This is a genomic window from Rugosimonospora africana, from assembly GCF_016862975.1.
GTDB lineage: Bacteria > Actinomycetota > Actinomycetes > Mycobacteriales > Micromonosporaceae > Rugosimonospora > Rugosimonospora africana.
On sequence record NZ_BONZ01000048.1, the window covers coordinates 56,239 to 68,759 of the forward strand.

At 69.5% G+C, this 12,521-nt stretch carries 11 protein-coding genes; 10 read left to right on the plus strand and 1 reads right to left on the minus strand.

Going from position 1 to position 12,521, the window contains the following annotated elements:
• Nucleotides 1-17: 17 nt before the first annotated feature.
• The 9 genes from Raf01_RS25075 (at nt 18) to Raf01_RS25115 (ending at nt 11,167) form a co-directional block, all read left to right on the plus strand.
• Nucleotides 18-2,300 carry an ATP-binding protein gene (locus tag Raf01_RS25075; RefSeq protein ID WP_203920448.1) on the plus strand — a complete coding sequence of 761 codons (2,283 nt, stop codon included), beginning with the start codon at nt 18-20 and terminating at the stop codon, nt 2,298-2,300.
• 169 nt (nt 2,301-2,469) lie between these two features.
• Nucleotides 2,470-2,952: a hypothetical protein gene (locus Raf01_RS25080; protein WP_203920449.1), complete on the plus strand. Its 483-nt coding sequence runs from the start codon at nt 2,470-2,472 to the stop codon at nt 2,950-2,952.
• Between the two features lie 42 nt (nt 2,953-2,994).
• Complete coding sequence (locus Raf01_RS25085) at nt 2,995-4,233, plus strand: serine hydrolase domain-containing protein (RefSeq protein WP_203920450.1); 1,239 nt, start codon at nt 2,995-2,997, stop codon at nt 4,231-4,233.
• 171 nt (nt 4,234-4,404) lie between these two features.
• Nucleotides 4,405-5,799, plus strand: a complete 1,395-nt coding sequence (locus Raf01_RS25090) for a hypothetical protein (RefSeq protein ID WP_203920451.1) — start codon at nt 4,405-4,407, stop codon at nt 5,797-5,799.
• Between the two features lie 20 nt (nt 5,800-5,819).
• A complete protein-coding gene (locus tag Raf01_RS25095) occupies nt 5,820-6,287 on the plus strand; it encodes a hypothetical protein (RefSeq protein ID WP_203920452.1) in 468 nt (155 codons plus the stop codon).
• A gap of 407 nt (nt 6,288-6,694) precedes the next feature.
• Entirely contained in the window at nt 6,695-7,513 is an 819-nt protein-coding gene (locus Raf01_RS25100; protein WP_203920453.1) for a CHAP domain-containing protein, read from the plus strand.
• A gap of 73 nt (nt 7,514-7,586) precedes the next feature.
• The gene (locus Raf01_RS25105; protein WP_239133887.1) at nt 7,587-8,477 is read left to right on the plus strand and encodes a SpoIID/LytB domain-containing protein; all 891 of its coding nucleotides are present in this window, start codon (nt 7,587-7,589) and stop codon (nt 8,475-8,477) included.
• 115 nt (nt 8,478-8,592) lie between these two features.
• Nucleotides 8,593-9,600: an NBR1-Ig-like domain-containing protein gene (locus Raf01_RS25110; RefSeq protein WP_203920455.1), complete on the plus strand. Its 1,008-nt coding sequence runs from the start codon at nt 8,593-8,595 to the stop codon at nt 9,598-9,600.
• Between the two features lie 106 nt (nt 9,601-9,706).
• Nucleotides 9,707-11,167, plus strand: coding sequence for a purine-cytosine permease family protein (locus tag Raf01_RS25115; RefSeq protein WP_203920456.1), 1,461 nt, complete (start codon nt 9,707-9,709; stop codon nt 11,165-11,167).
• A 19-nt stretch (nt 11,168-11,186) separates the two neighbouring features.
• On the opposite strand, the gene Raf01_RS25120 is transcribed toward Raf01_RS25115, so the two are convergent.
• The gene (locus tag Raf01_RS25120) at nt 11,187-11,849 is read right to left on the minus strand and encodes a TetR/AcrR family transcriptional regulator (RefSeq protein ID WP_203920457.1); all 663 of its coding nucleotides are present in this window, start codon (nt 11,847-11,849) and stop codon (nt 11,187-11,189) included.
• A 124-nt stretch (nt 11,850-11,973) separates the two neighbouring features.
• On the opposite strand from Raf01_RS25120, the gene Raf01_RS25125 reads away from it, so the two are divergent.
• Entirely contained in the window at nt 11,974-12,513 is a 540-nt protein-coding gene (locus Raf01_RS25125) for a carbonic anhydrase (RefSeq protein ID WP_239133888.1), read from the plus strand.
• The last annotated feature ends 8 nt before the right edge of the window (nt 12,514-12,521 follow it).

Below are 12,521 nucleotides of genomic sequence, written 5' to 3' on the forward strand. Positions count from 1 at the left end.
GAGAAAGGCTGGCAGGGGTGCACGAGGAGTTGGCGGGTTGGCTAGGGCAGCTGCGTGACCTGACCGGACGGAGCCTGCGCGAGCTCGCCCGCGACATCCACGTCAGCAGTTCCTCGTTGTCGCGGTACTTCTCCGGCCAGGCCGTTCCACCGTGGCCGACCGTGGTGGCGCTGTGCAAGGCGGCCGGTCGCGACCCCAGGCCACTGCGTGAGGTGTGGGAGCGGGCCAAGGACGGGCCATCGGTGAGCACGGCTGGCACGGCACCGGTGCGCAACGACCTGCCACACGACATCACCGCCTTCACCGGGCGCCGAGCGGAGTTGGACGCCCTCCTCGGCGCCGCGCGCACCACGTCGGTGGTGGCGATCGACGGCATGGGCGGGGTGGGCAAGTCCGCGTTGGCCGTACACGCCGCGCACCTGCTGACCGCCGACTTCGCCGGTGGCCAGCTCTACCTGGACCTGCACGGGTTCACTCCGGGCCGGGAGCGGGTCGAGCCCGGGGAGGCTCTGCGGGTGCTGCTGGCCGCGCTCGGCCTGCCACCCGGCAGGATTCCCGACGGGGTCGCCGAGCGGGCCGCGCTGTGGCGGTCGGAACTGGCCACGCGGCGCGCGATCGTGTTGCTGGACAACGCCGCCGACGCCGACCACGTGCGCGAGCTGCTGCCCGGCGCCGGCCGGAGCTTCGTCCTGATTACCAGCCGGCGGCGGATGGTGGAGCTGGACGGCGTCCAGCCGGTCTCGCTGGACGTTCTGCCGACCGAGGAGGCGGCGCAGCTGTTCGTCGAATCCGTGGGCGGGACTCGGCCCGGTGACGTCGGCGAGGTGCTGCGCAGGTGCGGGAATCTGCCGTTGGCCATCCGGGTGGCCGCCGCGCGCCTGCGGCACCGGCCCGCGTGGACGCTCGACACCCTGGTGGAACGGCTGCGCGACGGCGAGCTGGCGGTGTCGGACGTGTTCGAGATGTCGCTGCGGCAGCTCGACCCCGCCCAGCGGCGGATGTTCGGACTGCTGGGCCTGGTGCCGGGCGAGGACATCGACGCGTACGGCGCGGCCGCCCTCGCCGGGATCCCGCTGGCCAACGCCCGTTCCCTGCTGGAGGACCTGGTCGACGTCCATCTGGTCCAGGAGCCGGCGGCGGGTCGCTACCGGATGCACGACCTGCTGCGGCAGGCCGCCCGCGCCGACGACGCCGCCGCCGATCCCGTACCGCCGATCGCCCGGCTGGGCGACTACTACCTCAGCGGCATGCTGGCCGTGAAGAAGCTGGTCGAGATCGTCATCTCCCTGCCGGTCGTCGTGTCACAGCCACCCCCCGCGCTTCCCGACCTCGCCGACCACGACACGGCCGTCGACTGGATGGACACCGAGTGGGCCAACCTCACCGCGACGTTCTCGCTCGCCGTCCACCTGCGCATCGACGCGCCGGCGGTCGGGCTCGGGCAGCTCGCCCTGATGGCTCACGCGCGACGCGGTGGGATGGCGCAGCTGCGTCGCGGGCTTGAGGTCAGCATGCCCGCCGCGCAACGCCTCGGCGTACCCCGGGTGCTCGCCTCGCACCGGTACCTGCTGGGCGCCGCGCTGATGCGTCTCGGCCGGCTGAAGGAGGCGGTACCGGAGCTTGAGGCGGCCCGCGTGCTGATGGTCGCCGAAGGCGACATCGTCAGTGAGGTCATCACCCTCGAACAGCTGGCGGAGATCCGGCTGTACGTCTCCGACCCCGACGGTGCCGCCGAACTCCTGCGCCAGGCGACCGCGCTGCTGCCACCCCGCGAGACCGCCGCCCAGGTGCGGGTGCGCGCCGGTCTCGGCCAGGCGCTGGTGCAGCTGGGGGAGTACCGCGAGGCCCGCGAGGTCGTCTCGGAGGTGATCGAGACCGCGCGTGGGCTGGACCGGCAGAAGGAGCGCATGTGCCTGGACGTGCTCGGCCGGGCGGCGCTCGGCCTGGGTGACACCCAGACCGCCCTCGACCTCGCCGAGCAGGCCGTCGCGCTCAACCGGGCGACCCGCCATCCGATCTTCGAGGCGATCAGCCTCACGGACACCGCCGTCGTCCTGCGCCACCTCGGCCGTACCGAGGAGGCGACGTCCGGGCACGCCGAGGCCATGCGGATTCTCGAACGGGCCGGCGAGCCGCATCGGATGGCGCGCATCCTCCTCCCGTACGCGGAGGCATGCCTGGCCACCGGCGACCGGGACGTCGCGGCGCGGCACTTCCAGGCGGCGCTGGAGATCGCCACCGCGCACGGCCTCGACTATCTGGTGTCGGCGGCGCGAACGGGTCTGGCCCGGGTTTCCTGAGCCTGTCCCACGGGCGGCGCGGTGTCCCGTCCCGTCCCGGGACACCCGCCTGACAGCCATCCGCCGGGGATGATTGCGCAGGTCAGCGGGCTGTCGGTGGGGCGTCCCGCGTCCCGGAAGGCGCGGCGCGGGTTGTCCCGGACCGGCCGCCGCGTCGAGGCTCTTCGCCATGCACACGACACCGTCCCTGCTCGCCGAACTGGACGCGCTGCCCGCCCGTTGGGAAGTGCAGGCGACACTCGCCGCGCCCGTCGTGGCGGTCGCCGCGCTCCTGCTCGCCGTCGCCGAGGGGCGGGTTGGCGATGACAACCTGCTGGTACTGGCCAGGGCTTCGGCGGCACGCCAGGGGGCGATGACCGTCGTCGCCGGGTCCGGCTCCGGCGGGTACCGCGCCGAGCTGGCCGGGCCGGTGGGACCGGTGGAGATCCAGGTGGACTGGACCCGGTCCAGGGTGGCGGTGCAGAGCTGGTACGCCGGGGTGCACGCCGCCACCGCCTGCCCCGCGGGTACCCGGGTGACCCATCGCGTCCACCGGGTCCTGCCCGACCATCCCGGGTTCGCGGCCGGGATCGCCGAGATCGGCCTGCGTACCCGCATGTCGCGCGACCTGCGGCAAATGCTGGATGTGATCGCCGACCGGCTCGGCTGCTGACGCTTTCCACCATCCCTCGTTCGATCAAAGGAGTACCCAACCATGTCCATCACCCATACCGAGCAGCGCGGCTTCTCCGAGGCGGGGTTGCGCAGACTGCGCGACGTGCTGGCGCGGCCTGTCGATTCCGGGAGGATTCCCGGGCTCGTCGCCCTGGTCAGCCGGGGCGACGAGACGCACGTCGAAACGATCGGGACGATGCGCCACGACGGTGGCGCGCCGGTGCGCCGGGACACGATCTTCCGGATGGCCTCGACCTCCAAGCCGGTCTCGGTGGCGGCGGCGATGGTCCTGCTCGACGAGTGCAGGCTGCGGCTGGACGACCCGGTGGAGTCGTGGCTGCCCGAGCTCGCCAACCGGCAGGTGCTGAAGCGGGTCGACGGCCCGCTGGACGACACCGTCCCGGCGCGGCGGCCGATCACCGTGCGGGACGTACTGACCTCCACGTTCGGGCTCGGGATGGACATGACGTCGCTGGGCACTCCGATCATGAACAAGGTCTTCGAGCAGGGGCTCACGCCCAATCTCCCGGAGCCGATGCCCGAGCCGGACGAGTGGATGCGCCGCCTTGGCACGCTCCCGCTGATGCACCAGCCCGGAGAGCGTTGGCAGTACCAGATCAGCAACGATCTCCTCGGGGTGCTCGTCGCCAGGGTCTCGGGCCAGTCGTTCGAGACGTTCCTGCGCGAACGCATCTTCGATCCGCTGGGGATGAAGGACACCGGTTTCCACGTACCCGCCGACAAGCTGGACCGGTTGCCACCCCTGTACGCCCCCCACCCGGAGACCGGAGAGTTCCTGGTGTGGGACGAGGCCGAGGGAGGACGCCACAGCAAGCCTCCGGCGTTCCAGGGCGGCGGCGGGGGGCTGGTCTCCACCGCCGACGACTACCACGCCTACTTCCGGATGCTGCTCAACGGCGGGATGCACGGGAGCGAACGGATCCTGTCCCGGCCCGCCGTCGAGCTGATGACCACCAACCGCCTCACGCCCGAGCAGCAGGCCGATCGAGACGCGTTGGCCCGCAACAACGTCCACGTATCGTTCGGCCAGGGTCAGCACGGCGGCTGGGGCTTCGGGATGGCGGTGCGCACCTACCGCGGCGACTACGCGCCGATCGGCCAGTTCGGTTGGGACGGTGGAAGCGGTACCTCGACCTACGCCGACCCCGACAACCAGCTCACCGGCATCCTGCTCACCCAGGTCGGGGCGTCCGTCCCGGATCCGGTGCGGCTCATGCACGACTTCTGGACCACGCTCTACCAGGCGATCGACGCCTGACACCGAGCCCGCCGCCGACCGGACGCCGATCCGCCCGGCCGCAGCGTGTCACGGGGCCCCGAGCCCCAGGCCCCGAGCCCCGTGACACGGCGGTGCGACGGAAGGTGGTGGCAAGCCGAGAGAACCATTACGGTCGATGGATCATGCTCGGCTACCGGAGGGACACCACCCGTGGTTCTTCGTTCCGCAACCCGCCGCCTGATCATCGGCGTGGCGGTCGCTTGCACAGTCACCGTTCTGGCCGGCCAGGAACCCGTCAACGCCGAGACGACCTCCGACATCGCGGCCGTGAGCCTGGCCTCGGGACAGTTCCAACTCACCGACACCAGCTACGCGGCGGCCACCAACCACCTCTACTCCGCCTACCTGACCAGTCACGCGACGCTGACCGACGTCATCACCACGAATTTCACGACGAACTCGGCCGGCGCGACCGACCCCTGGATGAACCTGCGCACGATGACCTCGTGCCCCGCGGGCGATTCCGGACTGCCGACGGTGCCCACCACGGTCGCGTGGTGCTGGTCGCCTTCCCACGCCGACGACACCACCGCGGCATGGGATCCCCAGGGCATCGCCACCACCGGCGACGCGGACGGCTCCGACGGGGCGATCCAAGGTGACCGGGTCGTCGCCGTCAGCTGGCACTACCAGACCGCGTCCGGATCGGGAGGCAGCGGTTGCCAGACCCAGAACCTGCTCAAGCTCACCCTGATCGACCGCGACACGAAGGAGTACCGCCATGTGTTGCTCGTCGAGCCGACGAGTACGAGCAGCACAGCCAGCAACTACACCTTCGTCACTGGCCACGGTGGCGGGATCGCCTGGTACGGCGACTACATCTACGTCACCGACACCACACACGGCATCCGCGTCTTCGACCTGAACAAGCTCGCCAGGGTCACCACGTACGGATCGAACGTCACCACGGTCGGCATCAGCTCGGGCAAGTCGAGCGCCTGCGGCTATGCGTACGTCGTGCCGGAGGTCCACCGGTACTTCCAGCCGCAGACGCCCGGGTCCTGCGCCTCCGCCGGCCCGATCGACCCCAACTACCTGTGCTTCTCCTGGCTGTCGTTGGACAAGACCGGGGCGGCGCCGTACAAGCTCGTGACCGGCGAGTGGTACGGCGGGGTCAACGGTGGCCGCATCGTCCGGTACCAGCTGAACCCGGCCAGCGCGGCGACCAATCCCGGCCTGTTGACGACCAGCGGCGGGAAAACCGTGGTGCAGGACGCCTACCGGGCGGTCCACTATGACGGGCTGCAGGGTGGCATGACGTGGACCGACGGGAACGGCCGGCTGAACTTCGCGTTCCAGAAGGGCTGCGGGCTAAGCCCTGGTGTCTTCTCCGTGTCCTGGGTCGGTGACCTGCGGGACACCACGACCTGCGCGAGCGGAGGAAACTGGGCCGCCGGTCCACCGGAGGATCTCGCGTACTGGCCGCGGGTCGCACCGATGACCACCGACGAGATCTGGGGCCTGACGGAGAGCGCCGACGGTGCGGGGATCCGGACGGTCTACGCGATCCCGTTCACCGGTGGCCCGGTGCAGAACCTGCACTGACCGCGGCGGCCTCGGCCGAGGTGGATCCGTTCACCCGGGCCGGGGCCGACGACCCCGACCACCCCGGCTATGTGTACAACCTGAATGCCGCGCTGCAGGCGCGGTTCGCATTCACGAACCCCGCTGACGGAGGCGAGATGAGGTCGGAGCCGCACTGGTTGTTGATCCTCGCCGGTCGACTGGATCAGGCGCGCCTGGATGAGCTGCGCGGGCGGTTGGAACTGCGCCCGATGGGCCGGCTGACCGACCGGGAGGACGCGCACCTGGGTACCCGGGTCATCCCCGGCGGGTTGGAGCTGGACCTGTGGCGGAACGAGGACACTGAGGACGACTGGGCCATCCACCTCGACGCGTACCGGGGTGTGCCCGACGAGGTTCTCGCGCAGTGGCACGTGCGGGCCGAGGAGGCGGCCGTCGCGGTCGGGCTGACCGTGGTGGAGTTCCGTTCGTTTCCGGGCGAGCGCCGCGAGGAACAGCAGACGACCTGACGGGTTCGCGCTGTCGGGGTTGACGCTCTTGTCCGCTGACGGCCGCCGGCATCGAGGCCGGCGGCCGTCGATGAGTTAACGCGTGATCTTGAACAGTGAGTCGCGGCCACACCCGGACTGTAAGACGGACCCGGACGCGGTTCTGACAACACCGAATCTGCCCAGGTGGCGGGCATGCTGACAGGCCGCCCTGCGATTCGGACACCCTCCGGTCTTCCGTGCGCGCACGTGCCCGTCCACGATCATGAATGTCCTGACATTGGCGGCTGACCGGCCGCCCGGCCATGGATCGCAACCACTGCGCACTGTCCACCCTTCCGCCCGCCGGCCGTGACCACGCACGCCTGACCACGTGCTCGCGAAGGCCGCCAGACAGCAGTCGATGAGACAAGAAGGAGTACGAGGGAATGAAGATGCTCCACCGCATCCTCACCGGTGCGGCGACCACCCTGGCACTTGCCGCACCCGTGCTGCTCTTTGCCCAACCGGCCAGCGCGGCCTCGCGTGACGGCGTGTGTGACAGCGGCGAGTTCTGTTACTACTACAACAGTGACGAGCAGGGCTCGGTGTCGGACTTCACCGGTTCGGTCAGCGACTACGGCACCACCGAGCCAAGCTGTTACGACTTCAAGGGTGCGGGCGCCGGCAAGGGGCTCTGTATCAAGAACGATGCCGCGTCCGTGTGGAACCGCACCAGCCAGACCGTGCGGGTGTACTTCAACAGCGGGTACGCCGGGTCGTACCAGGATTTCGCGGCCGGGGCCAAGGGCAACCTCAACGCGACGCTGAAGAACAACAACGCCTCACACCAGTTCCTCACCTCATCGGGTGGCGGCGCCCAGACTCCGCGCAACGACTACGACGGCAACGCCCGTGGTTTCGCGCAGAACAACTGCACCGCCTTCGCCGCGTACCGGATCGCCAGCCGGCTGGGCGTGCCCAGTTTCAGCAACACCTGGCACGGCCAGGTCTGGGGTGACGCCGGGCACTGGGACGACGCGGCTCGGGCGGCGGGCGTGACGGTCAACACGACGCCGACGGTCGGCGCGATCGCGGTGAATGACGTGCACAAGGTCGGCCACGTCGCCTACGTCAACAAGGTGTACAGCGACGGATCGTTCGACGTCGAGGAATACAACTGGAACAACCCCCTCGCCTACGGCACCCGTTCACACGTCCACGTGAGCAGCGCCCAGGCCGACTTCCAACACATGCTCCACTTCTAGAGACGGGACATCACCGATGACGGTACGAAGACGAGCGGCGTTGACCTCACTGTTCGCAGCGATTGTCCTTGTCTTGAGCGGCGCCCTTCTGACCGCGCCGGCGAGTGCGGCCGCCGCGGCCTCGCGTGACGGCGTGTGCGACAGCGGCGAGTTCTGTTACTACTACAACAGCGGCGAGCTCGGCTCGGTGTCGGACTTCACCGGCTCGGTCAGCGACTACGGCACCACCGAGCCAAGCTGTTACGACTTCAAGGGTGCGGGCGCCGGCCAGGGTCTCTGCGTGAAGAACAACGCCGCGTCGGTGTGGAACCGCAGCAGCCAGACCGTGCGGGTGTATTACAACAGCGGCTATGCCGGGTCGTACCAGGATTTCGCGGCCGGGGCCAAGGGCAACCTCAACGCGACGCTGAAGAACAACAACGCCTCCCACCAGTTCCTCAGCTCGACACCGCCGACCGGATGCACGACCGACGGCACGAACACCAAGTTGCCCACGACCATCCTCGTGTACCGAGTCTCGCTCGGACGAGTCGACCGGGTCGATTTCGAGACCTACGTCAAGAATGTCCTGCCCAACGAGTGGATCTCGAGCTGGCCGGCAGAGTCGCTCAAGGCCGGAGCGATGGCGGTCAAGAGCTTCGGTTGGTACTGGGCCCTGCATTCGACGAACAAGACCTCGGGCGGAGCATGCTTCGACGTCTACGACAACACGTCGAGTCAGGTCTACAAGCCCGGTTCGGCGACGACGGCGACCAATTCCGCGGTCGACGCCACGTGGGGCACCCGCATGACGCGCGGCGGGGCCATCCTGCAGGCCCACTACTGCTCGACGACCACCGCCTGCGGCGGCTGGGTCACCGGTGACTGGATGTCCCAGTACGGCTCGCGTGACCTGGCCAATGCCGGCGACAGCTACTCGACGATCCTGAACTACTACTACGACAACATCACCCTGACATCGTGAGCTGAACCGATCGGGTGGCCGGAGGGCCGCCGCAGGCCAGAACGTGTATGGCCGGCGGCCCTCCGGCGCTCCAGCACATCCACTCCTGACGATCAACCTCTATCTCGCTCCTCGAATGCGCGGTAACCTCACTCCCGGGCTGTTCAGGCTGCGGCGCGAGAACGAGTGGCAGGAGCAGGGTGTGGTCGACCGTGTGGCGATGCCGCGCGCGGAGGCGATCGAGGAGTTCGCGGCTGCACTTCGCGCGTTGCGTGCTGCGGCGGGTTCACCGTCCTTCCGCACGATGTCCGGACGATCGCACGCCATTTCGCACACGACACTGCACGACGCCGTGCAGGGCCACCGCCTGCCGAGCTGGCCGACCACGGCTGAGTTCGTCAAGGCATGCCTCGCCGACCCCGCCGATTTCCGCGAGCGGTGGGAGCAGGCGAATCAGATAGTCCGGTCAGTGGCCGGATCACCGGAAACCTCAGAGCCCGGCGAGAGCCCGGACGACAGCCCGGACGACAGCGGTCAGGTGGACGCGGCGGATTGCCTGCCGGATGCCCCGCCGGATGCTCCCGTACGGGCGCCTCGACGCTGGCCCCGCCTCGTCGTCCTGGCAGCGGCTTTCGCCGGCACGCTGGTGGCCGGCTCGGTGGTGATCGGTGTGGCCGCGTCCGGCGGGGGCAACCCGCAGTCCCGGCATGGCTCCCCAGCGACTGCCCGGCCGCTGACCGCGAGCGACTGTCCGGTGCAGCAGTCCAACCCGCCGGTCGCGACGCCGCCGAACCCGGGTGACGCGGGCGCCTTCATCGGAGACATCACGCTGCCGGACTGCACGCACGTCCCGCGCGGCAGCACATTCACCAAAATCTGGCGATTCAAGAACATCGGGAAGGTGCCGTGGCGTGGGTACGCGCTGCATCGCATCGACCTTCCACAACAACGCGACCAGTGCCAGACCATCACGGACGTACCGATCAAGGACACCGAGCCGGGCCAGATCGTCGACATCGAGGTCGCGGTGACGGCTCCGAACAGTCCGGGCTTCTGTTTCGTACGGTTCAAGATGGAAGACGCGTCCGGGCGCATCGCGTTCCCCGGCAACCGCCCGGTGAACTTCCAGGTCGTCGTCGACTGAGATATTCCCCTCCCGAAAGGCCGGAACCGCTGATACCAACCTGGGATCAGTGACGGCAGGATGGGACGTGGATGCCCTCATGGGAGGGCCCGCGAGGGGGTGGACGATGGCCCGCACGGAAGAGGTGACGCCGGCAGCCGTGGCCGGCACCGGGATCGAGCTGAACGGCATCGAGGTCATTGCCGAGAGCGAGCGTTCCGGACAGCCGCGGTCGTTGTTCTGGCCCTGGTTCGCCTCGAACATTTCGGTGCTCGGCGTCAGCTACGGCGCGTTCACGCTGGCCTTCGGGGTCTCGTTCGTGCAGGCGGTGATCGCCGGGATCGTCGGCATCGTGGTCTCGTTCGCGCTGTGCGGCGTGATCGCGCTCGCCGGCAAGCGGGGCTCGGCACCGACGATGGTGCTGTCCCGGGCCGCCTTCGGCGTCAACGGTAATCGCCTCACCGCCGCGTTGTCCTGGCTGCTCACGGTGGGCTGGGAGACGGTACTGGTCATCCTGGCCACATTGGCCACCGCGACCGTGTTCACCCGGCTGGGCTGGGGCGGTGGCACTGGTACGAAGGTCGTCGCGTTGGTCGTCGTCTCGGCTATCACCGTGCTGGCCGGCGTGGCCGGCTTCGCCGTGGTGATGCGCCTGCAGACGGTGATCACCGTGGTCACGGCCGTGCTCACGGTCGTCTACATGGTGCTGGCCGCCGGGCACATCCACTGGTCGACCGTCTCGTCGCTGCCAGCCGGCTCCACCCAGCACGTGATCGGCGCGCTGGTGTTCCTCATGACCGGATTCGGTCTGGGCTGGGTCAACGCCGCCGCGGACTACTCGCGCTACCTGCCCCGGACCGCGTCCGGTCGCAGCGTGTTCGGCTGGACCACGTTCGCGGCCGCGCTCGGACCGGTCGTCCTGCTGGTCTTCGGGCTGCTCCTGGCCGGTTCCTCGGAGAGCCTGTCCGGCGCGATCGGCGCGGACCCGATCGGCGCGCTGACCACGCTGCTGCCGACCTGGTTCCTGGTGCCGTTCGCGATCGCTGCCGTCCTCGGCCTGATCGGCGGCGCCGTACTGGACATCTACTCGTCCGGCCTGGCCCTGCTGACCGCCGGCGTCCGCATCCCGCGTTACCTGGCCGCCGGAGTCGACGGCGTCATCATGATCGCCGGAACGATCTACGTGGTCTTCTTCGGCAGCACCTTCATCGGCGAGTTCCAGGGCTTCCTGATCACGCTGGGCGTCCCGATCGCGGCCTGGGCCGGCGTGATGCTGGCCGACGTGGCGCTGCGCCGCCGCGACTACGCCGAGGACGAGCTGTTCGACCCGCGCGGCCGCTACGGAAACCTGCGCGCACTGCCGCTGACGCTAGTCGTCGGAGGCACGGCGATCGGCTGGGGCCTGGTCACCAACACGTACGCCGGCTGGCTGGACTGGCAGGGATACCTGCTCGGTCCGCTCGGGCTCGGCGGCAAGCAGGGTTCGTGGGCCTTCGCCGGTCTGGGCATCCTGGTCGCCCTGGTGATCGGCCTGGTCGGGACGCTGGTCGGCAGCGCCGGCACGGTCCGCCGCCAGGAAGACGCGTAGCGCAGCGCCTGCGCCTGGATCAGGCCGTCGTCAGGCCGTTGGCGATGAAGCCGAGCGTCAGCTGCTCCAGGTGATGCCGGGCGGCGTCGGGGGTGTCGCGCAGGGGTCCTTGCCCGACGAGCACGGCCAGGCCGTGGACGGTGGACCAGATGGGGTACTCGATGCCGTCGCGGCGCCGCCGGTCCAGCACGCCGGCGTCGACCAGTTCGTCGAGGACGGCGCGAAGCTGGCCCAGGGGCGAACGGTCCTGCCCGGTCTCATCGTCCACATTGGCGTAGGCGTGCTGCTGCGGCACAGCGAACGCGGCGGCGAACAGCCCCGGTTCCTGACGGGCGAATTCCAGGTACGCGGTGCCGATCGCGCCGAGGCGGCGGCGAGCCGCGGCGGCGTCGCCGTGCTTGCCGCGTACGCGGGCGACACCGGCGGCCATGCGGTCGGCGAGCTCACGCATCGCCGCCGCGCACACCGCGGCGAGGAGTTCGTCCCGGTCGGCGAAGTGCCGGTAGGCGGCGTTGGGTACGACACCCACCAGCCGGGTCGCCTCACGTAGCAGGACGGCATCCGGGCCACCGGCACGGGCGAGTTCGAGCCCGGCAGAGACCAGGCTGTCGCGGACGGCGCCCCGGGGACGGCGTCGGCGCTCTGCCTGGTGTGTCTCTCCCGCTGCCTGGCCGGTTGTCACGACGACAGGATAGCAAGTGGACAGCGTCCACTTGTCTCGTTAATGTGGACAGCGTCCACTAACCGCGCGGGGTGGACATCCGGGCCGACCCCATCAACTGACACCAGCCCTCGAAGGAGTCACCGTGACCAAGCTGACTCGACTGCTCGAACACAACGAGCGGTTCGCCCGTACCTTCGTCCCCACGGCACTCGGCGTGCCCACCGCACCCGTGCTCGTCGTCACCTGTCTCGACCACCGGGTCGATCCCGCGATCACCCTCGGACTCCAGCTCGGAGACGCTCCCGTCATCCGCAACACAGGTGGACGCGTCACCCAGGCCGTCATCGACGACGTCGCCTATCTCGCCTTCCTCGCCGAGCAGCTGTTCGGCGGACAGGGCGCGACCGACACCCTCTTCGAAGTCGCCGTCATCCACCACACCCAGTGCGGAACCGCCTTCCTCGCCGATCCGAACTTCCGGAAGAGGGCCGCCGAGGCAACCGGCCTCTCCGAAGGGACGCTGGAAGCCTCCGCGGTCGCCGACCCGAGCGCCACCGTCAAGGCCGACGTCGAGCGCCTGCTCACCTCACCGTTGCTCTCGCCCAAGGTGAGCGTTTCCGGCCACGTGTACGACCTCGCGACCGGCCGCGTCACCACGACCATCGACGCGCGATACCCGTAGCGGCGCTC